The sequence below is a fragment of the Priestia sp. SB1 genome, from assembly GCF_038898415.1.
In genome coordinates this window covers 832354-856535 of record NZ_JBBJSS010000003.1, presented here as the reverse complement: position 1 = coordinate 856535, position 24182 = coordinate 832354, and the positions used below count along the sequence as shown (strand labels likewise).

Genomic DNA, 24182 nt, shown 5'->3' with positions numbered 1-24182 from the left:
TAAACAAAAATAGAAAGATAGTTATAAAAATAAAAACTTATGAATAAATAAAAATGTTTAAAAATATAGAATAAAGTGTTGGTTTTTTTAAATATTCATTTGATTTTATTTTTATACGGTATTATAATGATAAATAATTCAAATAGATACGTGGAAAAAGGAGTTTTAAAATGAAAGAATACAAGGTAGGAATTGTTGGAGCAACAGGGTATGGAGGAGTAGAACTGATTCGTTTGTTAGCGAATCACCCGCATTTTCATGTTTATGCAGTTTATTCATCCTCTCAGGATGGGATGGAACTAGCAGAAGTTTATCCTCACCTTTCTAATACTGTATATACACTGCAAGATATAAACCCTAAGAACATGGCCAAAGAATTAGACTTAGTGTTTACAGCAACTCCGTCCGGTGTTTCTAGCAAACTTGTACCTCAATTAATAGAAGAAGGAATAAAAGTGGTAGATCTATCTGGAGATTTTAGATTAAAAACAGAAGCTCTTTATGAAAAGTGGTACAAAAAGCCTGCTGCAGCCGAAGCGTTTTTACAACAGTCCGTGTATGGGTTAGCGGAATGGTTTGCAGAAGAAGTTGAAAGCAGTACGTTCGTTGCGAACCCGGGTTGTTATCCAACAGCTACACTGCTTGGGCTAGCTCCTCTCGTTAGTAAACAAATGGTGAAATCAAACTCTATTATCATTGATGCAAAGTCCGGAATTTCAGGAGCAGGACGTGGTCTTTCGCAAATGGTTCATTATGCTGAAATCAATGAAAATATGAAAATATACAAAGTTAATCAGCATCAGCATATCCCAGAAATTGAATCTATTTTAGAAAAGTGGGATGAGGAAATTGGCCATGTTACGTTCAGTACGCACTTAGTTCCAATGACGCGAGGGATTATGAGTACGATATACGCTGAACTTTCTGAAGAGAGCTCAGTACAAGAGCTTCATCAGCTATATGTAGATACATATCAAAACTCCCCGTTCGTTCGCGTTCGAAAAGCTGGTGAATTTCCGTCTACTAAAGAAGTAAGTGCATCAAATTATTGCGATATTGGTATTGCATTTGACGAACGAACAAAGCGTGTCACGATTGTTTCTGTCATTGATAACTTAGTTAAAGGGGCAGCCGGTCAGGCCATTCAAAATGCCAATATCATGATGGGATTTGAACAGCAAACGGGTATTGGACTACTGCCTGTCTTCCCATAAAAGCACAGCATCACTAATCACGATAAAAGCAGGAGGGAACGTATAGTGATTACGGTTAAACAAACGAAAGAAAAGATAAAGAAAATAGAGAACGGTACAATTGTAACGCCGCTAGGTTTTTCAGCAGATGGCGTTCACGCTGGTTTACGTTATGCTAAAAAAGATTTAGGAGTTATTGTAAGTGATGTGCCAGCTAATTGCGCAGCTGTTTACACGCTTAATGCTTTCCAAGCAGCGCCTTTAGCTGTTACAAAAGAAAGTGTAGCAGTAGAGCAGAAGCTGCAAGCGATCGTTGTGAACAGCGCATGTGCAAATGCATGTACTGGAGAACAAGGATTAAAAGATGCATACCAAATGCGAAATACATGTGCAGAAAAGCTTAATATTCTACCTCATCATGTAGCGGTAGCTTCTACAGGGGTAATTGGAGAGCTTCTAGATATGGAAAAAATCGTGAAGGGCATTGGGTTATTAAGTCCTTCGTCGAACAAAGAAAAAGCAGAAGAATTTCAAACGGCTATTTTAACAACAGATACCGTAATGAAGTTAGCTTGCTATCAAACAGCCATTGACGGCAAAACGGTTACGATTGGCGGCACAGCGAAAGGATCAGGTATGATTCACCCGAATATGGCTACGATGCTTAGCTTTATCACAACGGATGCTAAAGTTGAAGCTTCAGTACTACAAGATGCGCTGGGTTCTATTACAAATAAAAGCTTTAATCAAATTACAGTAGATGGTGATACGTCTACGAATGATATGGTTGTTGTTTTAGCAAATGGAAAAGCTGATCACCAGTCGCTTACACCAGATCATCCTGAATGGACGTCATTTTATGAAGCACTGCGCTTGACGTGTGAAGATTTAGCCAAACAAATTGCACGCGACGGTGAAGGAGCAACAAAACTAATTGAAGTAAACGTATCTGGTGCCCATACAAACGAAGAGGCAAATGTGATTGCTAAACAAATTGTAGGCTCGAACTTAGTGAAAACGGCCATGTATGGAGCCGATGCCAATTGGGGACGAATTATTTGTTCAGTTGGCTACAGCGGCGTAGCGCTTAATCCAGAAGCAGTGAACGTTTCGTTAGGTGATATCCACATGCTAAAAAACAGCCAGCCTGTTTCATTTAGTGAAGAAGAAGCAAAAGCTTATTTAGAAAATGATACGGTTGAAGTCTATGTTGACTTGCAGCAGGGAAATGGAATTGGCAAGGCGTGGGGCTGCGATTTGACTTACGATTATGTGAAAATCAATGCCAGTTATCGAACGTAAGGAGAGAGTGAAATGAGCAGTGAAAAAATCGTCGTTGTAAAATGCGGAGGCAGCATTATCAATCAGTTAACAAGCGCTTTTTTTGAAAGTATTCAGCAGTTAAAAGCGAGTGGATATCAGATCATTGTTGTGCACGGAGGCGGGCCTGATATTCAAGATACGCTTACCAAGCTTCACATTGAAACGGAATTTGTAGATGGGCTTCGAAAAACGTCCAAAGAAGCATTAGAAGTTGTGACGATGGTATTAGCAGGCAAAGTTAATAAGCATCTTGTAAAAGAACTACAAAAAGCGAACTTAAAAGCAGTAGGACTATCAGGAATTGATGGATCTTTGCTTAAAGCAGAGGCTATCGATGTTGAACGTCTAGGTTACGTTGGAGAAGTAAGAGGCGTAAACGATACATTATTAAAACAACTAACTGACAGTCAGTACATTCCGGTTATTTCTTCCATTGGAGCCGATGAAGAAGGTAATAGCTATAATATTAATGCTGACGTGGCAGCCGGAGCCGTTGCACAAGCAGTAAATGCTGAAAAGCTGATGTTTGTGACGGATGTAAAAGGTGTATTAAAGGATGGAGCATTGCTTCCTGAGCTTACAAAGTCAGAGATTGATGCACTTATTGAAGAAAAAGTAATTTACGGCGGAATGATTCCAAAAGTGACATCAGCGGTAAATGCGTTATCTCCTTTACTTGAAGAAGTTCATATTATTAGCGGAACTGATGGATTTTTAGATAAGGAAGGAAAGCTGATTGGTACAGCAATTAAATATAGTGGAAAAGGTGGAGAAGATAGCGATGAGTTCATTGTTTCCAACATATCAACGGTTTGATATCCATGTGGAAGAGGCGCAAGGAACAAAATTAATAGATAACAAAGGAAATGAGTATTTAGATTTTATTTCAGGTATCGCTGTCTGTAACGTAGGCCATCGTCATCCTGATGTTCAAAAAGCGATCGAAGAGCAGTTAAATAAAGTGTGGCACGTGTCAAATTTATTTCATCAATCGATTCAAGAAGATGTAGCAGGTAAGCTTGTGGAACATTCAAACGGTGATGTAGTATTCTTCTGTAACAGCGGTGCAGAAGCCAACGAAGCGGCGATTAAATTAGCGCGCAAGTACACGCAAAAACATAGAATCATTACCTTTACAAAATCATTTCATGGACGTACATTTGCTACCATGACAGCTACAGGGCAGGCAAAAATTCATGATGGCTTCGGTCCTCTTGTTAATGAGTTTGTTTACGTGCCATACAATGATGAAGAAGCATTAAAACAGGAAATGGACGACAGCGTAGCAGCAATTATGGTTGAAGTCATTCAAGGAGAAGGCGGAGTTGTTCCAGGAACCGAAGCATTTTTATTAACTATTCAAGAGCTGTGTAAAAAGCACGAAGCACTGTTTATAGTCGATGAAGTGCAAACTGGAATCGGCAGAACAGGAAAACCATTTGCCTATCAGCATTTTAATGTGTCACCAGATATTATTACAGCAGCTAAAGGGTTAGGAAGCGGAATGCCGGTTGGTGCGATGATTGGAAAAGGCTATCTCAAAGAAGCGTTTGGACCTGGTACTCACGGAACAACCTTTGGAGGAAATCCAATTGCATTAGCTTCAGCCAAAGCAACTTTAAACATTATTTTTAACGAAGCATTTTTAGCAGAGGTTGCAGAAAAAAGCCTTTATTTTACCAACGCTTTGAAAAATAGCGTAGCAGATTATTCATTTGTAAAAGATGTTCGCGGAAAAGGTTTTATGATTGGAATTGAATGCGGAGAACATCAGTCGGCATTGCTTGCAGCAATGCGTGAAAAAGGATTGCTAGCACTGGGAGCAGGACCGCATGTAGTACGATTGCTGCCGCCTTTAACTGTAACAAAAGAAGAGTTAGACCAAGCGATTCATATCATTGAAGAAGCATTTAGCCAAACAAAAATTACTTCATAATACAAATTTTTTTGAATATATTTGTATAAAAATTCTGTTTTATAAATAATTATTCGAAGAGGGATGCACAATGAACGGATATTTACACTTAGCAAACGGCGATTCGTTCGCCGGACACATTGAACATACAGCAACGCACCAGGCAGAAGGAGAAATTGTTTTCTTTACTGGAATGACTGGTTATCAAGAAGTTGTGACTGATCCATCTTACAAAGATCAAATTATCGTCTTTACGTACCCTTTGATTGGGAACTATGGTATCAATGAGAAAGATTATGAAAGCAAAAAGCCTCACGTAGCAGGCGTTGTCGTATACGAATGTTCAGATGAAGGGTTCCATTACGAAGCGATGTACAGCTTCAAACAATATTTAAAGAAATGGAACATTCCGCTTATTACACATGTGGATACGAGAGCGGTCGTAAAACGAATTCGAAAAGAAGGTACGATGCAATCTGCCTTTTCGGCATCTGCTGAGCCGCCAGCATTTACTGCTGAATGCGATGGATATGTAGTAAAAGAAGTGTCAACAAAAGAGCCTGTTACTTACGGAAACGGTGAAAAACACGTTGTATTAATGGACTTTGGCTATAAAAAATCAATTTTACAAGAGCTGCTAAATCGAGAGTGCAAAGTAACGGTTGTTCCTTATTCTACAAGCTCTTCAAAAGTAAAAGAGCTGCAGCCGGATGGCATTGTCTTATCAAACGGACCTGGAGATCCAACTCAAGTAAGCAGTCAGCTGGATGAATTAAAAGAAATTATTTCAGCGTATCCAACTTTGGGAATTTGCTTTGGACATCAGTTAATTGGGCTTGCTTTTGGGGCAGAAACCAAAAAGCTGGCGTTCGGTCACCGAGGAGCTAATCAGCCTGTAATTGATTTAACGACTAACAAAGTGTGTATGACGTCTCAAAACCATAGCTATGTCGTAGATGAACAGACGATTACGTCTACGCCATTAAGCGTTCGATTTAAAAATGTGAATGACGGATCGGTTGAAGGTTTAATGCATAAAGACCTTCCTGTTATTTCGGTTCAATATCATCCAGAAGCACATCCTGGACCAAGTGACAGCACGTATATCTTTGATGAATTTATGACGAAAGTACAGCAAGTAGGGAGCGGAAAAGTATATGCCTAAAGACCAAACATTAAAAAAGATTTTAGTAATCGGATCAGGACCAATCGTAATTGGGCAAGCAGCAGAATTTGATTATTCAGGAACTCAGGCATGCTTGTCATTAAAAGAAGAAGGTTATGAAGTTATCTTAATCAATAATAATCCAGCTACGATTATGACGGACACTCACGTAGCAGATCGAATCTATTTTGAACCATTAACAGTAGACTGCGTAGAGAAAATTATTGCAAAAGAAAAGCCGGATGGTTTGTTAGCTACATTAGGCGGACAGACGGGTTTAAACTTAGCCCTTGAGCTTCATGAACAAAATATTTTGCCAAAATACGATGTGAAACTTTTAGGAACACCGATTGAATCAATCAAAAAAGGTGAAAGCCGTGAAGAGTTCCGTGCATTAATGAATGAACTAAATGAACCGGTGCCGGAAAGTGAAGTTGTCACAAAAGTAGAAGAAGCATTAGCTTTTGCCGAGAAAATTGGTTTTCCTGTTATTGTACGTCCTGCTTATACGTTAGGCGGAACGGGCGGAGGAATTGCTCATTCTATGGAAGAACTTGAAAAACTTTCAGCGTCAGGTTTACGTGAAAGTGCTATTACTCAATGCTTAATTGAAAAAAGCATCGCTGGATTTAAAGAGGTTGAGTACGAGGTTATGCGTGACGTGAACAATACGTGCATTACAATTTGTAACATGGAAAATATTGATCCCGTGGGTGTTCATACTGGAGATTCGGTAGTTGTTGCTCCTTCTCAAACGTTAACCGACGTGGAATATCAAATGCTTCGTTCGGCTTCAGTTAAAATTATTTCATCGCTTGGTATTATTGGAGGTTGCAACATTCAGTTTGCGCTTGATCCAAAAAGCAAGCAGTACTATTTAATTGAAGTAAATCCGCGTGTGAGCCGTTCGTCTGCTCTTGCATCAAAAGCAACGGGCTATCCGATTGCTAAAATTGCTGCAAAACTATCAGTAGGCTACACGCTTCATGAGTTATTAAATCCTGTAACAGGAGACACATATGCAAGCTTCGAACCAGCTCTTGACTATGTAGTAGTGAAATTTCCAAGATGGCCGTTTGACAAGTTTTTCTACGCGGAGAGAACGCTTGGCACGCAAATGAAAGCAACTGGAGAAGTAATGGCTATTGACCGTAACTTTACACGTAGCTTCCAAAAGGCACTGTCTTCTTTAGAAATTGATTTACAAGGATTGGAAGTAGAAGAACTGCAAGAACTTTCAACGGATGAATTAAAAAGCAAGCTTGGCGAACAAAGCGATGAGCGTATTTTTGTTATCCTTGAGCTTTTACGTCGCGGTACAACGCCTGAGTATATCCATGAAGTAACGCAAATTGATTATTTCTATTTAACACACTTTACGCAGCTGATTAAAATGGAAGCCTCTTTGAAGGAAGTACGTTTTGATTCCATTACAGCTGAACACTTCAAGCAAGTGAAGGAGCATGGTTTTACAGATGCGTATCTAGCAAGCGTATGGAACGTGCCAGAGCTTGACGTAAGAGCGAAACGTAAAGCACTACATATTACGCCAAGCTACAAAATGGTAGATACATGTGCAGCGGAGTTCGAATCCTCTACGGCTTATTTCTACTCTAGTTATTATGGCGAGAGTGAGATTGAACCATCAACGAATAAAAAAGTTGCGATTATCGGTTCTGGACCGATTCGTATCGGCCAAGGAGTAGAATTCGACTACAGCTCTGTACACGGTGTGTTAGCTCTTGAAAAAGAAGGATACGAAACAATTTTAATTAACAACAATCCAGAAACGGTAAGTACGGATTTTGAAGTAGCAGACCGCTTATATTTTGAACCTGTAACAGTAGAAGATGTGCTAAACGTTCTTGATGCTGAAAATGTGACGGATGTAATTGTTCAATACGGAGGTCAAACGGCTATTTCGCTTGTTAAAGGGCTAGAAGAAGCTGGCGTCAATTTACTAGGGATTACAAATGATGTTATTGATGCACTTGAAGATCGCGACCTGTTTTATAAGCTCTTAGACGACTGTGATATTCCGCATATCCCAGGTGAAATGGCGAAAGATGAGCAAGAACTTGTACAAAAAGCAAAAGCTATGGGATTCCCATTACTTATTCGTCCTTCTTACGTCATTGGCGGAAAAGGAATGCTGACAATTCAAAATGAAACGGAGCTGCAGGCTTGTTTACCAGCTATTAAAGCGTCTCATTTCCCAATGCTTATTGATGCTTACTTCCCTGGAAAAGAAGCAGAAATTGATGTTGTAGCAGACGGAAAAGATGTGTTGGTTCCGACAATCGTTGAACATATTGAAAAAGCCGGCATTCATTCAGGAGACAGCTATGCGCTTTTACCAGCAAAAACAGTAGAAGCAGCACATAAAGAAAAAATGGTGAGCTACGCTCAAAAAATTGTAAACAAACTTCAATATAAAGGGATTATGAATATCCAATATGTTATTTACAACGATGAAGTCTACATGCTGGAAGTTAATCCGCGTGCCAGCCGTACAGTGCCTGTAGTAAGCAAAGTGTGCAACACGCCGCTTGTTTCGCTATCAACTCAAATATTGCTTGGGAAATCATTGTCGGAAATTAGCGAGAAGCTAGGTTTATTGCCGGATCCGGCTTATACAACTATTAAGTTTCCAGTGTTTTCGACAAGTAAATTATCAGGAGTTGATCCGCTTGTTGGACCAGAAATGAAGTCAACTGGTGAAGGAATTGCGATTTCTTCAACGGTTGAAGAAGCAGCAAAAAAAGTATTCCATCAGTATGTGTTAAGTAAAAAAGGTGCTGCAGAAGTGTATATTAACGGAGAAGCACAGGGCCTTGAAGAACTTGCGCAAAGCGCGGGGTTAACTCTTGTTAAAGATAAAGAAGTTAGTGAATGGGTAAAAACGAAAGAAGCTTTATTATATGTAAGTTTACAGCCTGAAGATAAAGAAAGCCGTATGTCAGCATTAAAACACGGTTTAATGGTTATGACGGAGGCAGAAACGGCTTCGCTATTTTTCCAATCGTTCCAATTCGATGAATATCACGTTTCATCACTGCAAGAATGGTTTCAAAAAACTAAAAAGGAAGTGACAGTATCATGAGTACAGTATCGGTAAATACGAATTTAAAGGGAAAAGATTTGCTTACGCTTAAAGATTTATCATCAGACGATATTATGTCACTTTTAGAAAGCGCCATTGAGCTGAAAGAAAAGCATAAAAATGGTGAAATCGTCACATCGTTAAAAGGAAAAACGCTGGGGCTCATTTTTGAAAAATCTTCAACAAGAACAAGAGTCTCATTTGAAGCGGGAATGATGCAGCTTGGAGGAAACGCCCTCTTTTTAAGCAGCCAGGATTTACAAATTGGACGCGGAGAAACGATTGCTGATACAGCACGCGTACTATCTGAATTCATCGATGCTATCATGATTCGTACGTTTGAACATAGCAAGATCGAAGAGCTTGCAGATTACGCATCCATTCCCGTTATTAATGGTTTGACAGATGATTATCATCCTTGTCAGGCTCTAGCTGATTTATTAACGATTTACGAGCACAAGAAATCATTTGATGGGCTAAAAGTAGCTTATGTTGGAGACGGAAATAATGTAGCGCATTCCTTAATGATTGCATGTGCAAAAATGGGAATAGATATTTCAATTGGATGCCCTGACGGATATGAGCCAAAAGACTTTGTAACAGCTTATGTTAATGAAGTAGCTGCTAAAACGGGTGCGAAGGTTACGATTACAAAAGATCCTGTAGAGGCTGTAAAAAATGCCGATGCTATTTATGCAGACGTGTGGACAAGTATGGGACAGGAAGAAGAAGCACAGCAGCGCTTGAAAATATTTGCTCCTTATCAAGTCAATGAAGAGCTAGCTGCCCATGCGAAGTCAGACTATTTATTTCTCCACTGCTTGCCTGCGCATCGTGAAGAAGAAGTGACAGCAAGCATTATTGACGGACCAAATTCGGTTGTTTTCCAGCAGGCTGGAAATCGTATGCATGTACAAAAGGCCTTGCTTCAAGCAATTTTAGGCTAAGAAAAAAACCTTTCTGAGAATATCAGAAAGGTTTTTTTGTTTAAAGGGAATTAATTGTGGGAACACCAGTTGTATACTAAACAGAACGAAAGGTGATTTATGATGAAAGTATTAGTTGTTGGAGCAAACGGAACAACGGGAAAACAAGTGGTAGAAAAAGTCGCAAACAGCAAGCAGCATGAAGCTTATGCGATGATTCGCGACGAAAAACAAGCAGACGCTTTAAAAAAGCTGGGCGCTAACGTTGTACTTGGTGACTTGGAGCAAGATGTTTCAGATGCTTTAAGAGGTATGGATGCTGTCATATTTGCAGCAGGTTCTGGAGGACATACGGGAGACGAAAAAACAATCGCTGTGGATCAAAACGGTGCTAAAAATATCATTGATGAAGCAAAAAATCAAGGTGTGAAGCGCTTTGTTATGTTAAGTTCAATGGGAACAGATGCACCTGAACAAGGACCAGAAGGCTTACAACTTTACCTGCGTGCTAAAGCGATAGCGGATGAATACTTAAAGCAGTCTAATCTGCAATATACAATTGTACGACCAGGAACTTTATCGAATGATTCAGCTACTGGAAAAATTGATATCAATAATGATATTGAAGATAAATCTCAGACGATTCCTCGAGCAGATGTAGCAACCGTGCTTGTAGAATGCCTAAACGAAGAAGCTACGATAGGAAAAACGTTTGAAATGTTAGCCGGAGAAACTGAAATTGAACAAGCTATTAAATTTACTCATTGATACAAAAGGGCAGATCTAAAGGTCTGCTCTTTTCTGTTCTGTTCCTAATATGAAAACATCTCCATTATGAAACGGAAATCTTAAGGGAATAGTATAGGAGAACATTTCATTTCAGGAATGAGGAGGCAGGACAATGGGACAAAATCGTCATTTCACACCGGGTCAAAAAGCTCCTAATAACGGAGTGTATATTGAAATTGGTGAAACAGGAAGCAACGTAAATAATCCTCAAAAGGTTAAATTAAAAGCAGGAGAGCGTTTTCCAGAGACGGCAAACGATGATCGCCACTGGACATACATGCGCAAGCCTTAAATAGTAAAAAAATAAAGAAGCCATTCTAAATTGAATGGCTTTACTTGTTTTCCCATTGCTGGGTATAATGAAATAAAGGTCAATAAAGGTCAAATGTATCGAAGGAGGATGTTCAATGGACATAAATAAAATGACCCAAAAATTGCAAGAAGGCGTGATGGAAGCGCAGTCCGAAGCTATTAAACGAAATCAGCAGGAAGTGGATATTGCTCATTTGCTTTATACGCTTATTCATCAGCAAGATGGTATTGCTCCTCGCATATTAGATCATTTACATATAGATCATCAATCTTTTCAGCAGCAGGTAAATCAACTGCTTGCGAAAAAACCTGCTGTTACAGGAAGTGGAGCTGAAGCAGGGAAAGTTTATATTACAAATAAACTCCAGCAGCTGTTTGTCAAAGCTCAAGAAGAAGCATCTCGCCTGCAAGATGATTATGTTTCAGTTGAGCACATCTTTTTAGCCTTAGCACAGGAACCGTCTTCTAGTGAATATGGCAAGTTATTTTCAAGTCACGGTATAACAAAAAAAGCTTTGCAAGATGTGCTTACTAGCCTTCGAGGAAATCAGCGAATTACAAGTCAAAATCCGGAAGTTACATATGAAGCGTTAGCTAAATATGGAAGAGACTTAGTGGCAGAAGTACGAGCAGGGAACATTGATCCAGTCATTGGACGAGACGGAGAAATTCGCCGCGTTATCCGCATTTTATCGCGAAAAACAAAAAACAATCCAGTTTTGATTGGAGAACCTGGCGTTGGTAAAACAGCGATTGTTGAAGGTCTAGCACAGCGCATTGTTCGTAGAGATGTGCCTGAAGGATTAAAAGATAAAACCATCTTCTCATTAGATATGGGAGCTTTAGTAGCAGGAGCGAAGTTCAGAGGCGAATTTGAAGAGCGCTTAAAAGCTGTTCTTCAAGAAGTTAAGAAAAGCAACGGTCAAATTCTTTTATTTATTGACGAACTTCATACAATCGTTGGAGCAGGTCGTACGGACGGAGCGATGGATGCAGGGAATATTTTAAAACCAATGCTTGCTAGAGGAGAACTTCACTGTATAGGAGCTACAACTCTTGATGAGTATCGTCAGTATATTGAAAAAGATCCAGCTCTTGAAAGACGCTTTCAACAGGTGCTGGTTGAAGAACCTTCAGTAGAAGATACAATCTCTATCTTACGTGGTTTAAAAGAACGATTTGAAATTCATCACGGTGTAAATATTCATGACCGGGCGATTGTTTCAGCAGCGGTTATGTCGGATCGTTATATCTCAGATCGCTTTTTACCTGATAAAGCAATTGATTTAATTGATGAAGCATGCGCAACTATTCGAACAGAAATTGATTCGATGCCATCAGAATTAGATGAAGTAACGCGACGTGTCATGCAGCTTGAAATTGAAGAAGCGGCATTAAGTAAAGAAACAGATCAAGCAAGCATCACAAGGTTAGAGGCAATTCGAAAAGAAGTCTCTGATTTAAAAGAACGTGCAGATATAATGAAGCTGCAGTGGGAAAAAGAAAAGCAGTCGATTCAAACAGTGCAAGATGTCCGGGAGCAGCTTGAAAAAGCGAAGCGAGACCTAGAAGAAGCTGAAGGGAAATATGATTTAAATAAAGCAGCCGAACTTCGCCACGGACGCATTCCAGCTCTTGAAAAAGAACTAAAACAGCTGGAAGAAACAGCAGCTGAAAAAGCACAAGAAAACCGTTTGTTAAGAGAAGAAGTAACAGAAGAAGAAATTGCTGAAATTGTAGGAAGATGGACGGGAATTCCGGTGTCGAAACTAGTTGAAGGAGAAAGAGAAAAGCTGTTGAAGCTTGAGTCAATTTTACAGAAGCGTGTGATTGGACAGGACGAAGCCGTATCCTTAGTTACAGATGCTGTGATTCGCGCAAGGGCAGGCATTAAAGACCCGAACCGCCCAATTGGATCATTTATTTTCCTAGGACCTACCGGAGTAGGAAAAACGGAGCTAGCCAAAACGTTGGCACATTCGTTATTTGACAGTGAAGAACAAATGGTTCGTATTGATATGTCTGAATACATGGAAAAGCATGCGGTCTCTAGGCTTATAGGAGCGCCTCCTGGCTATGTAGGGTATGAAGAAGGCGGACAGCTAACGGAAGCGGTGAGACGCAAGCCTTATTCAGTCGTTTTATTAGATGAAATTGAAAAAGCTCATCCTGAAGTATTTAACGTGCTCCTTCAAATACTAGATGATGGAAGAGCAACAGATTCAAAAGGAAAAGTCATTGATTTTAAAAATACAGTCATTATTATGACGTCAAATATTGGTTCTCAATTTTTATTAGATGGTTTAACAAGTGAAGGCGAGATTACTGAAAAAGCCAGAGAGCAAGTGATGGCTCAATTAAGACAGCATTTTCGCCCAGAATTTTTAAATCGAGTAGACGACACGATTTTATTCAAACCGCTAACTGTTCATGAAGTAAAGGGAATTATTGATAAGCTATTGCTTCAGCTTGAAAAGCGTTTATCCGATCGTCATATTTCGTTAATGTTAACAGAAGAAGCAAAAAATCATATTGCGGCCTCCGGGTTTGATCCGGTATACGGAGCGCGCCCTTTAAAAAGGTTTATTCAAAAATATATTGAAACAAAAATTGCCAGAGAATTAATTGCAGGGCAAATTGAAGATTATAGTCAAGTGACAGTTGATGTAAAAGATGATGAGTTTGTTGTCAGCGTATAAGTTTTCTCAAAAGGCCATTCATGATAATTTGAATGGTCTTTTTTTGCTATTAAGAGCAGCATCCCTTTTAAAATAAATAAAAAAAATACGTGAGAGCTAAGCGTAAAAACTTATTCAGTTTTAGGTTGTAGAATATATCTAATTCATTTATGATAATACAAAATGGGCAAAGGAGCATGAATGAGCACATGAAGGACCGTATAGAGCTTATATATGACGAAGCATACGATTTTATAGATCAGGCATTAACTAAAATAAGAGCGCTGGATAAAAATGATCTTCAAGCTGAAAATGAAGAAGTGCAGGAAAAGGCAGAACGGACAGAGTTTGCACTTCAAGCTGCACGAGATATTTTAGAAAATATGATTATCCCGGGTAAAAAATTGACTTTTATTTACGAAAAAGGTTCTGTGGTAGTAGAAATTCCCGATAAAAAATAAAAACGACTTCCTTTTATGGAAGTCGTTTTTATTTTGGTAATGCAAAGTGTTCATCAATGGATGCATCACTTTTTCGATACTGCCCGGGTGTCATATTGGTTGTTTTGCGAAATACTTTTGTTAAATAATTGGCATTTGCATAGCCGACGTTTTCAGCAATTTCTTCGATTGAATACTTGGTTTGATGCAATAGCTCGGCCGCTTTTTGAATGCGAAGCTTCGTTAAATATTGAATCGGCGTAATTCCTGTTGTTTGTTTGAATAACCGGCTAAAATGATAGCGAGATAAATGAGCTGCATCTGCCATTTCATCCGGACCGATTTCTTCATGATAATGATTGCGGGCAAATAAAATAGAGCTAATGATACTTTCAGGCCAATCCTCTGTAAAACTGTCCATGCTTTTAATATATTGATACAGCTCCATTACAAAGCGGTAAGATAAGCTTGAGGCATGAAATGGATCTGCTATATGTTTTTCACTTGCCCTCTTATATATCTGAGCAAGCAGCTGAACAGGTGCTGATTCAGGGTGAAATCGGATTACAGGGGAGTGGGTTGACTGAATATAATCCCAGCATTTTTGTACTTCATCTCCGTATAATGTAAGAAAAATAAACTCCCAGTTTTCACTTTCCTTTGGTAAGTAATAGCGATAATTTCCAGGTATATTGACGATGAATGCTTTTCCAGCATCCACTTTATATTCTTGTCCATCTATTTCAATCATCCCGTACCCAGAAACCGTGTATTGAAAAATATATTTTCCTACATCTTTTCGCTGATTTCCGCTCCAGTTATAAAGGGGCGAGAAAACTTCATCCCATCCAACCGACCAGAGCTGCGCAACTTCGTTTGTGCGGGATTCTAAAAACCTGTATGCGTACGTTGAATATTCTTGAGCTTGGAAATGTGAGAGCAAATTTTCACCTTCTTTTTGAAATAAAGTAGTACTTAATTCTTACTTTAACGTAATCGCTTTCATTTTTCTATAATTTTTTGAAAATATCATGATTATTTTTAGTGAATGTCTCTAAATCTATTATTTTCTTATAATTTGCAAGTCAAGGCTCCCATGAAGATAACACCTTTTTGGCGCAAGAGCAGTTCATCATCAATTTAAAAGAATCATTTTTAAAGTGATAAGCAAAAAAGTACCGATTATCGATAGGAATTTTACCATTGAGGCAAGGAAAATTGGACTTTACAATGTACATATGAATCCGTTTCCAAAAAACTACTTAAAATAGGTGATAATAAATGCTGGAAAAATTAATCGAAGAGTTCAAACAAATATTTCATTCGTCAGAAGCTATTCGCTGCTTTTTTGCACCAGGGCGTGTCAATTTAATTGGAGAACATACTGATTATAATGGAGGGCATGTTTTTCCTTGTTCATTGAGTATAGGAACGTATGCGGTAGTACAAAAACGTCATGATCGAAAAATACGTATGTACTCTAAAAACTTCTCTGAAGCAGGCGTTATTGAATCCTCTTTAGAGCAATTAACGTACAAAACCGAGGATGATTGGGCTAATTATCCAAAAGGAGTAATAGACACCTTTAAAAAGCACGGATATGATCTTCCTTTTGGTTTTGATATCTTGTTTTTCGGCAACATTCCTAACGGAGCAGGGCTTTCATCGTCGGCATCAATTGAGTTAGTCACATGCGTACTTTTAAATAAAATTCTTGAATTGAATATTGATATGATGGACCTTGTAAAAATGGCGCAGCAAGCTGAAAATGAATTTATCGGCGTAAGCTGCGGGATTATGGATCAGTTTGCAATTGGAATGGGAAAAGAAAATCAAGCCGTATTGTTAAACTGCCAGACTCTTGAATACCAGTATAGCCCGCTGCAGTTAACAGATGCTGTGCTCGTTATTTCTAACACAAATAAGCGAAGAGGGCTGGCAGATTCAAAATATAATGAGCGCCGTATGGAGTGTGAAAGAGCACTATCAGATTTGCAAACTTCACTTTCCATTGATTCGCTTGGTGATTTAACGAAAGAACAATTTGAAAAGCACAAATCTTTAATACAAAACGAAGTAGATTGTAAGCGCGCTAAACATGCGGTATATGAAAATGAACGCACAAAAGAAGCGGTTGCTAAATTGCAAAACGGCGATTTAAAAGGATTTGGTCAATTGATGAATGAGTCGCACTGTTCGCTGCGAGATGACTATGAAGTAAGTGGAAAAGAATTAGATGCTCTTGTAGAAGCAGCCTGGTTGCAAGAAGGTGTGATTGGATCACGCATGACGGGTGCAGGCTTTGGCGGCTGTACAATCAGTATCGTAAAAAGAGCACAGGTTGATAGATTTATTGAGGAAGTAAAAGACGCTTATTATAAGCAAACGAGTTTAGAAGCTGAATTTTATGTGGTTACGGTTGGAGAAGGAGCGCGTGAACTCACATTAGAAGCAGTATAAGAGAAAACAGATAGAGAAAGGAACGAGTGTATGTCAGTCAACATTCATGAAGAAATCACCCGACTTATTCAATATGGTTTACAAAAGAATCTAGTAACAAAATGGGATATAGATGTGGTGAGAAATAAACTGCTGGAAGTGTTAGAACTCGACGAATGTATTACGGTAGAAGTTAAAGAAGAACGTTTGGAACATCCAGCTGATATTTTAGATAACATGCTTGATTGGGCTGCCGAAAACAATCGAATCGCCGATAATTCTATCACATATAGAGATTTATTCGATACCAAAATAATGGGATGCTTTGCAAGCATGCCTTCAGAGGTTAATCGAACCTTTTACGATCACTATCAGCAAAACCCTCAAAAAGCCACAAGCTATTATTATAAGCTGTCAAAAGACATTCACTATATTCGCAGAGATCGAATTGCTAAAAACGAAAGATGGGTAACAAACACTGACTTTGGAGAACTTGAAATTACTATCAACTTATCTAAGCCGGAAAAAGATCCAAAAGCAATTGCAGCAAGCAAATCACTGAAAGAAAGCAACTACCCGCTATGCCTGCTCTGTAAAGAAAATGCTGGCTATGCAGGCCGCATTAACCACCCAGCTCGCCAAAATCACCGGATTATCCCTGTGGAATTGCAGGAAGAGCTGTGGTACATGCAGTTTTCACCTTACGTTTATTATAATGAACATGCCATTGTTTTTGCGAGTGAGCATACACCTATGCATATTTCAAAGCAAACGTTTAAGCGGCTGCTTGCCTTCGTTGAACAATTCCCACATTATTTTTTAGGGTCAAATGCAGATTTACCCATCGTAGGAGGATCTATTTTAACGCATGATCACTTTCAAGGAGGCTATCATGAGTTTCCTATGGCTAAAGCAAGAATAAATAAATCGTTCTCTCTTGAAGCGCATCCAAACGTGAAAGCTGGAATTGTTCATTGGCCAATGTCGGTCGTTCGTCTTCAAAGTTCGCACCTTGCACCATTAGTGGAAGCAGCGGATTTCATTTTGAAGAAATGGAAATCATATAGTGATCAAAGTGCTGGTATTTTAGCTTTTACAGATCAAACTCCTCACAATACGGTCACGCCTATTGCTAGGAAAAGAGGGGATTTGTACGAATTAGATTTAGTACTGCGAAACAATCGAACAAACAGCAAGCATCCAGATGGCATTTATCATCCGCATGCAGAAGTTCATCATATCAAAAAAGAGAACATAGGTTTAATTGAAGTAATGGGGCTTGCGGTTTTACCCGGTCGTTTGAAAGACGAAATGAGTCTAGTGGCCAAAGGGTTAGTTCAGAATAACCTGAGTGAATTAGCCAGCAGGCATGATCAAGTGAAAAAACACGTGAAGTGGGCTGAACACATCAAGAAAAAATATCCGCATATTGAAGTGGAAAATGTTCAAGAGATTCTCCAACAAGAGCTCGGTTTGATCTTTGCGACTATTTTAGAGCATGCAGGTGTGTTTAAACAAACTGCTGAAGGGCAGCTCGCATTCAGTCGTTTTATGAATTCGTTAAATGAAGCGTAAATCATTAATAAAAACAGGCAGCTCGTAATGAGCTGCCTGTCTTTATACAGTTAGGGCATGCTGTTTTAAAAGGGTATACAGAGCCTGTGTTCCTTTATTATCCTGGCCTTGTTTTTCGAGCTGTTCATAAAGCGATTTTGCTAATTTTAGCCCGGGTGTATACAGCTCCATTTCTTCAGCTGATTCAATGGCAATCTTCATATCTTTAATGAAGTGTTTAATATAAAAGCCTGGTTCGAAGTCTCCTTTAATCATGCGAGGAGCTAAATTGCTTAACGACCAGCTTCCCGCTGCGCCTGTTTCAATACTTTTTAGAACGGTATTCGGATCTAATCCGGCTTTTTCAGCATAAAGTATCGCTTCGCAGACACCCATCATATTAGAGGCAATAGCAATTTGATTGCACATTTTTGTATGTTGACCAGCACCGGCGCTTCCTTGAAGAACGATATTTGTCCCCATTTTTTCAAGAATAGGCGTAACGGCAGAGAATGCTTCAGAATCGCCTCCTACCATAATCGCTAAGGTTGCTTTCTGAGCCCCAATATCTCCTCCTGAAACAGGAGCGTCAAGCGCATGAATGTGCTTCTCTTTTGCTGCTTGATAAATCTCACGAGCAAGTATAGGGCTTGATGTCGTCATATCAATTGTATAGCAGCCTTTCTTTGCATTATGTATAATGCCGTCTTTTCCTAAATAAATCTCTTTTACATCGTGAGGATAGCCCACCATGGTGATAATAACATCAGATTGTTCGGCCACTTCTTGAACGGTTTCTTTCCATTTGGCCCCTTTTTCAAGTAGTGCTTGAGCACGAGTTTTTGTTCGTGTATAAACAAGGACTTCATATCCTGCGTCAATTAAATGCCCGGCCATGCTTTGACCCATAACGCCTGTTCCGATAAAACCAATTTTTTCTTTAGTCACAGCAGTATTCACTCCTAAAGTTAATAGTTTGATTATTCTAAAATTATATAGTTAAAGTTTGGGATAATCAATGATTCCGACTATATATAGATAGAGAAAAGCACTCTCAGTCCTATGTCTTGAATACGAGGTAAGGAAAGAAAGTACTGAGAAGAACCTATGCCAAAAAATAAAAAAAGCGCTGGCTTTACAGCCAACACTTTTTAGTGTTGATTATTTGCTGGTTTATTCGGTACACCCAGTTCTCCAATCAAAATTACAACTAGCGTGAAAACTACTCCAAGGATGGAAGCGGTTGCGAAACTGTAAGTACCGCCCGTCATTGCAGAGATTACGTACACTGCCATATTCATTAGTAAAAAGCCCCAAACAAAAGCCATTACGACACGCATTCTATTCACCTCGTTTGCAGTACAGTTTGATTTCATTTTAGCATATAGCAGTCAAATAAGAAATTGAATTTTTTATGAATAAATAAGGGGCGTGTTCCCATCTAGAAACAAAAGAGCAATAAGTCAGAAATAGGCATTATTCTAGTGCGCTTTTTTATGGTTCTATCATACACTGTATGGAACAACTAGTAAGTTACGGAGGAAGAGCTATGATACATCGACGCTTTTTTAGCTTAGATACGCAATGGAATGTCGTACATGTCCCTGAACGACCGAATGGTTTCGGTGTGTTAGTATTGGGTGATAAAGATCATTTTGTTGAAAGTTCAACTAGCTTATGGATTCAGCACGGCGGAAGGTCACAGCTGTTGCAATGTTTACAAGATGAAGGATACACAGTATTTTATTCCAATTTATATGGCCGGCATTGGGGGTCTCCTGAAGCATATCACCTTGCAAAACAACTTTATCATTTAGTAATGAAACAAGAAATTTTAAATAAACGAATTCATATTTTAGCTGAAGGAATGGGGGCTCTGTTAGCGCTGCAGCTAATGGAAAATGACGGGAATACGTTCATTCGATCAGCTGGTTTACTAAATCCGTGTATTGATCTTCATACGCATGCAGAACATGAAAAAAACAATAAATTCTTTTATAAACAATTCACGAAGGACTTGACTCAAGCTTATAAAGTGGAGCGGAAGCAAGTATCAAAGCTAATTAAGGAGTACCCTTCCGTTACGGAATTAAAATCAACGCTGCCCGTGAAGATATGGACCGCGCCTAATGCCTCTACTCATTATCCAATTGCACACAGTAAAAAATATGAGCTACATCGTGAAGAACTTCACTCTCCGATTATGCTTTCACTTTATTTGCCTGAAAAAAACTATTTATTTGAACGGTCCCTTCTCCAATTTTATAAACAGCATGAAAAAGTGTTATAAGCAAAGCTTCTATGATTATACATATCATAGGGGCTTTTTGTATAAGAGATAAAAGGAAAAAGAGAGTTCATGATGTTTTTACGGATGAACTACTTTGAAATAAGGAATGAGTACTCTCTATAACTATAGGGCTTTAAGCTTTTGTTTAATAAATGATGAATGAAGAATTGGAGGAAGCGATATGGGAAATGTAGTAGTAATAGGGGCAAACCGCTTTATTGGTTTTCATTTATGTATGACTTTTTTAGACGAAGGTACAGAAGTAAAAGGATATACACATTCTGCTCATAAAGAAGAAGATGATTTGCAGGAAGAGATGAAATTTTTCTTAGGGCGAAACGCTAATTATGTATCGACTGAAGTAGGCGATTCATTAGATATGATTACATCAGAAACGGATATTGTCTACTTCACGTATTTCGATGGAGGAGATTTTTATCATCCTGATTTTTTAAGACAAGAAATGCAAAAAGCGCAGCAAGTACTCATTCAAGCACTTAATAAATGCCGTCAATTCAACATTCGATTTGTGTTTGTTTCTACCATGCGCGTATTTGGAGACCAGCAGCGAAAGATTGAAGAAACAACGATTCCAGAACCGGACAGTAGTGAAGGAAGGCTATACGTTCATTTTGAGCGAATGATAGAAAAATATAAAGATGATGGATGGCCCATTATGATTGTCAGAACGCCCACTCTTTACGGACCTTGGCAGCCTTTGTCAATGTGCTATTCTAAAAATATTGCCGGGTACGAGGAAGATTTCACCATTATGGAAGGCACGGATTTTATTATTTATATTGAAGACGCCGTCAGTGCACTCAGACGCTGTAAAACTGGTGCATATTCATATGAAGTGGTTCATTTAGTTGAAGAAAAATTACAGCCTTGGAGCGCTGGAGCAAACATTACTCATATGGAGATGAAGGAAGAAGCGGCTCAAGAAAAATATGAAATCAGCAGGAAAGCGAAAGAACTGCTACATTTTTCTTCCAAAGTAACGGCTAAAGAAGGCATTTACCTACAAAAAAAACATATGAGAACATTCTTTTTACCTCTTCATTAAAGGAGAAAGTTGTACTTATAGAATAGATTCGCTAATATAAGGAGGAATAAATGTTTTTAATAAAGGAGATTTCACTATGGAAGAGCAAAATATGCAATTCATGCAAATTGCAATGAAGTACTTGCCAGAAGCAAAGCAGATTTTAGATGAAACAGGCGTTGAGTTATCAATGGAACACGTACAGCCGGTATTGACATTACTGACAAAAGTAATGAACGACGCCTATGAGCTTGGCAAGCAAGATGCATTAGCTGAAAATGAAAACAACTAAAGAAAACAGCTCGGTAGAATCCGAGCTGTTATTTTTGTTTGTAAAATAAATCGACTAAAGGGGCAAACTGTTTAAGAAGAGGAGCTAGTTCTTCAACGGCGAGTACAATTTCATCGATTTGTTTGAATAATCTTTCCCACTCCTCTCGCTCTCTTTCTTCTCTTGATTTTCTGCGCCCAGCTCCAAACATAAAATCAGAAAAAGCTTCATTTCTTTGTCTTCTTGCCATGATACTCATTCCTTTCACTATTTTAATGGTGGGTAAGTTCTTACCTAATGTCCCATACTAGAGTAAGAGGGACCCGTATGATTACTATATGTAGCATGATAGATACCTGAGTAGGACGAACACCCATATAGACAAAAAATAAAAAATGAAGTAAAATTAGTACCAACTCATAATAATTGATTATATAATCGGTAAATGAAATGACAGATATAGGTTTTATAGGAATATAAGCCTTTTATTTAAAGGAGAGGTTGATATGAACGCTGGTGTTCTAGGAATTGGACGTTATGTACCAGAGAAAGTTGTAACAAATTTAGATCTTGAAAAAGTAATGGATACATCAGATGAGTGGATTCGTACGCGCACAGGTATTCAAGAGCGCCGAATTGCAGCCGATAACGAGGACACATCTGATTTAGCTTATAAAGCAGCAGTTGAAGCTTTACATAAAGCTAACGTCGAGGCAGAAGATATTGACATGATCATTGTTGCTACGGTAACGCCAGATCAACCGTTTCCTACAGTATCATGTATGCTGCAAGAAAAATTGGGAGCAAAAAAAGCAGCTTCTTACGATGTGAGTGCAGCATGTGCAGGATTTATGTACGGCATGATTACAGCTAAGCAATTTATTGAAACTAATGCTTACAAGCATATATTAGTGGTCGGTGTAGAAAAGCTTTCTAAGATTACAGATTGGGACGACCGTAACACGGCTGTTTTATTCGGAGACGGAGCAGGTGCAGTTGTAATGGGACCTGTGTCAGAAGGACGAGGTATTTTATCCTTTGAACTAGGATCCGACGGTACAGGAGGCAAGCACTTGTATCAAAACGAGCTTGATCATATTGTCATGAACGGACGTGAAGTATTTAAGTTTGCTGTTCGACAAATGGGGGAATCTGCTGTTAATGTAATTGAAAAAGCAGGTTTAACAAAAGAGGATGTTGATTTTCTTGTACCTCATCAAGCGAATATTCGTATTATGGAAGCTGCAAGACAGCGATTAGACTTGCCTGAAGAAAAAATGTCTAAAACAATCCAATACTACGGCAATACATCAGCAGCATCGATTCCAATTTCAATTGTTCATGAGCTTGAAGCAGGGAAAATTCAAGACGATGATTTAATTGTAATGGTTGGCTTCGGAGGCGGCTTAACATGGGGAGCTATTGCCATTAGATGGGGAAAATAACACTACATTTTTAAAGCAACTGAAGGAGATGAATGTACGATGAATAAAAAACGTGTAGTTGTAACAGGACTTGGTGGGCTTACACCAATTGGAAATGACGTAGAAACAGCTTGGAAAAACGCAGTAGCAGGCGTGTCTGGCGTTGGTCCTTTAACAAGACTAGATGCAGATGAATTTCCTGCTAAAGTAGCGGCTGAAGTAAAAGATTTTAACGTGGAAGATTTTATTGACCGCAAAGAGGCTCGTAAGATGGATCGCTTTACTCAATATGCGATGGTAGCTGCATTGGCGGCTGTTAAAGATGCGAATTTGACTATTACGGAAGAGATTGCTCCAAACGTCGGGGTTTGGATTGGATCTGGAATTGGCGGTATGGAAACGTTTGAAAATCAATATTCAACGTTATTAGAAAAAGGTGCCCGCCGTGTAAGTCCATTCTTTATTCCGATGATGATTCCTGATATGGCAACAGGACAAGTTTCTATTGCTTTAGGGGCGAAAGGCGTGAACTCTTGTACGGTAACGGCGTGTGCAACAGGTACAAACTCTATTGGTGATGCATTTAAAGTCATTCAACGCGGAGATGCAGACGTGATGGTGACGGGCGGTACGGAAGCACCAATCACGCGTTTATCTATTGCTGGTTTCTGTGCGAATAAAGCACTTTCTACAAATCCAGATCCTGCAACAGCATCTCGTCCGTTTGATAAAGACCGCGACGGCTTCGTTATGGGAGAAGGTGCGGGTGTTATTGTGCTTGAAGAGCTTGAACATGCATTAGCACGCGGCGCACGTATTTATGCTGAAATTGTGGGCTATGGTTCAACAGGAGATGCTCATCATATCACAGCGCCAGCTCCAGGAGGAGAAGGCGGCGTTCGTGCAATGCGTCATGCGATTGAAGATGCAGGTCTACAGCCAAGTGATATTGATTACATCAATGCTCACGGTACAAGTACAGGGTACAACGATAAATTTGAAACGATGGCTATTAAAGAAGTATTTGGTGACCACGCTCAAAAAGTAGCAATTAGTTCAACAAAGTCAATGACTGGCCACTTGCTAGGAGCTGCTGGTGGAGTAGAAGCTATTTTTAGTGTGAAAGCAATTCAAGACGGTATTCTTCCTCCAACAATTAACTATCAAACACCCGATGAAGAGTGCGATTTAGACTACATTCCAAACAAAGCGCGTAAGCAAGAAGTAAAAGCGGTGCTAAGCAACTCACTTGGATTTGGCGGTCACAATGCAACAATCATCTTTAAAAAATACGAAGCATAATGAAAAATTCTAG

General features: G+C 39.1%; 22 protein-coding genes. 18 read left to right on the top strand and 4 right to left on the bottom strand.

What is annotated here, in order from left to right; all coding sequences use genetic code 11:
• Positions 1–170 precede the first annotated feature (170 nt).
• The 11 genes from argC to WKH56_RS14785 all read left to right on the top strand — a co-directional run bounded on the left by argC (position 171) and on the right by WKH56_RS14785 (position 13865).
• Complete coding sequence (gene argC / locus WKH56_RS14835; RefSeq protein ID WP_048021955.1) at positions 171–1214, top strand: N-acetyl-gamma-glutamyl-phosphate reductase; 1044 nt, start codon at positions 171–173, stop codon at positions 1212–1214.
• A 48-nt stretch (positions 1215–1262) separates the two neighbouring features.
• On the top strand, positions 1263–2495 hold the full coding sequence (argJ, locus tag WKH56_RS14830; protein WP_375166603.1) for a bifunctional ornithine acetyltransferase/N-acetylglutamate synthase: 1233 nt from the start codon (positions 1263–1265) through the stop codon (positions 2493–2495).
• A gap of 12 nt (positions 2496–2507) precedes the next feature.
• The gene (argB, locus tag WKH56_RS14825; protein ID WP_034267696.1) at positions 2508–3332 is read left to right on the top strand and encodes an acetylglutamate kinase; all 825 of its coding nucleotides are present in this window, start codon (positions 2508–2510) and stop codon (positions 3330–3332) included.
• Positions 3298–4452 carry an acetylornithine transaminase gene (locus tag WKH56_RS14820; RefSeq protein ID WP_310884192.1) on the top strand — a complete coding sequence of 385 codons (1155 nt, stop codon included), beginning with the start codon at positions 3298–3300 and terminating at the stop codon, positions 4450–4452. The genes argB and WKH56_RS14820 overlap by 35 nt, the downstream gene beginning before the upstream one ends.
• Positions 4453–4522: 70 nt before the next feature.
• On the top strand, positions 4523–5596 hold the full coding sequence (locus tag WKH56_RS14815; RefSeq protein ID WP_028412385.1) for a carbamoyl phosphate synthase small subunit: 1074 nt from the start codon (positions 4523–4525) through the stop codon (positions 5594–5596).
• Positions 5589–8699 carry a carbamoyl phosphate synthase large subunit gene (locus tag WKH56_RS14810; RefSeq protein WP_310884193.1) on the top strand — a complete coding sequence of 1037 codons (3111 nt, stop codon included), beginning with the start codon at positions 5589–5591 and terminating at the stop codon, positions 8697–8699. Before WKH56_RS14815 ends, WKH56_RS14810 begins: the two co-directional genes overlap by 8 nt.
• Complete coding sequence (gene argF / locus WKH56_RS14805; protein ID WP_028412383.1) at positions 8696–9646, top strand: ornithine carbamoyltransferase; 951 nt, start codon at positions 8696–8698, stop codon at positions 9644–9646. Before WKH56_RS14810 ends, argF begins: the two co-directional genes overlap by 4 nt.
• A 102-nt stretch (positions 9647–9748) precedes the next feature.
• The gene (locus WKH56_RS14800; RefSeq protein WP_028412382.1) at positions 9749–10393 is read left to right on the top strand and encodes an SDR family oxidoreductase; all 645 of its coding nucleotides are present in this window, start codon (positions 9749–9751) and stop codon (positions 10391–10393) included.
• A gap of 133 nt (positions 10394–10526) precedes the next feature.
• Entirely contained in the window at positions 10527–10706 is a 180-nt protein-coding gene (locus tag WKH56_RS14795; RefSeq protein WP_013055394.1) for a YjzC family protein, read from the top strand.
• A 115-nt stretch (positions 10707–10821) separates the two neighbouring features.
• A complete protein-coding gene (gene clpB / locus WKH56_RS14790; protein WP_275211623.1) occupies positions 10822–13425 on the top strand; it encodes an ATP-dependent chaperone ClpB in 2604 nt (867 codons plus the stop codon).
• A gap of 188 nt (positions 13426–13613) precedes the next feature.
• Positions 13614–13865 carry a hypothetical protein gene (locus WKH56_RS14785; RefSeq protein WP_014461601.1) on the top strand — a complete coding sequence of 84 codons (252 nt, stop codon included), beginning with the start codon at positions 13614–13616 and terminating at the stop codon, positions 13863–13865.
• A gap of 28 nt (positions 13866–13893) precedes the next feature.
• Here WKH56_RS14785 and WKH56_RS14780 read toward each other — a convergent pair whose 3' ends face one another.
• Positions 13894–14787, bottom strand: a complete 894-nt coding sequence (locus WKH56_RS14780; RefSeq protein ID WP_013081740.1) for a helix-turn-helix domain-containing protein — start codon at positions 14785–14787, stop codon at positions 13894–13896.
• A 338-nt stretch (positions 14788–15125) separates the two neighbouring features.
• Between WKH56_RS14780 and WKH56_RS14775 the strand changes: the two genes are divergently transcribed.
• Both WKH56_RS14775 and galT read left to right on the top strand, forming a co-directional pair.
• Positions 15126–16304, top strand: coding sequence for a galactokinase (locus tag WKH56_RS14775; RefSeq protein WP_310884194.1), 1179 nt, complete (start codon positions 15126–15128; stop codon positions 16302–16304).
• A 30-nt stretch (positions 16305–16334) separates the two neighbouring features.
• The gene (gene galT / locus WKH56_RS14770) at positions 16335–17858 is read left to right on the top strand and encodes a UDP-glucose--hexose-1-phosphate uridylyltransferase (RefSeq protein WP_310884195.1); all 1524 of its coding nucleotides are present in this window, start codon (positions 16335–16337) and stop codon (positions 17856–17858) included.
• Between the two features lie 42 nt (positions 17859–17900).
• Here the strand turns inward: galT and WKH56_RS14765 are convergent, their stop codons facing one another.
• On the bottom strand, positions 17901–18785 hold the full coding sequence (locus tag WKH56_RS14765; protein WP_033578041.1) for an NAD(P)-dependent oxidoreductase: 885 nt from the start codon (positions 18783–18785) through the stop codon (positions 17901–17903).
• A gap of 203 nt (positions 18786–18988) precedes the next feature.
• Complete coding sequence (locus WKH56_RS14760) at positions 18989–19177, bottom strand: YjzD family protein (RefSeq protein ID WP_028412377.1); 189 nt, start codon at positions 19175–19177, stop codon at positions 18989–18991.
• Positions 19178–19353: 176 nt separating this feature from the next.
• Between WKH56_RS14760 and WKH56_RS14755 the strand changes: the two genes are divergently transcribed.
• The 3 genes from WKH56_RS14755 (at position 19354) to WKH56_RS14745 (ending at position 21464) form a co-directional block, all read left to right on the top strand.
• Positions 19354–20127 (top strand): alpha/beta hydrolase, encoded by a 774-nt coding sequence (locus tag WKH56_RS14755; protein WP_225519197.1) that lies wholly within the window; start codon positions 19354–19356, stop codon positions 20125–20127.
• Between the two features lie 181 nt (positions 20128–20308).
• Positions 20309–21193 (top strand): NAD-dependent epimerase/dehydratase family protein, encoded by an 885-nt coding sequence (locus WKH56_RS14750; RefSeq protein ID WP_275211619.1) that lies wholly within the window; start codon positions 20309–20311, stop codon positions 21191–21193.
• A 76-nt stretch (positions 21194–21269) separates the two neighbouring features.
• A complete protein-coding gene (locus tag WKH56_RS14745) occupies positions 21270–21464 on the top strand; it encodes a ComZ family protein (RefSeq protein WP_013081746.1) in 195 nt (64 codons plus the stop codon).
• Positions 21465–21492: 28 nt separating this feature from the next.
• Here WKH56_RS14745 and WKH56_RS14740 read toward each other — a convergent pair whose 3' ends face one another.
• Positions 21493–21693, bottom strand: coding sequence for a hypothetical protein (locus WKH56_RS14740; RefSeq protein ID WP_028412375.1), 201 nt, complete (start codon positions 21691–21693; stop codon positions 21493–21495).
• A 256-nt stretch (positions 21694–21949) separates the two neighbouring features.
• Here WKH56_RS14740 and WKH56_RS14735 point away from each other — a divergent pair, with 256 nt between their 5' ends.
• A complete protein-coding gene (locus WKH56_RS14735; protein WP_013081747.1) occupies positions 21950–22888 on the top strand; it encodes a beta-ketoacyl-ACP synthase III in 939 nt (312 codons plus the stop codon).
• Positions 22889–22927: 39 nt separating this feature from the next.
• Positions 22928–24169, top strand: coding sequence for a beta-ketoacyl-ACP synthase II (gene fabF / locus WKH56_RS14730; RefSeq protein WP_028412374.1), 1242 nt, complete (start codon positions 22928–22930; stop codon positions 24167–24169).
• Positions 24170–24182 lie beyond the last annotated feature (13 nt).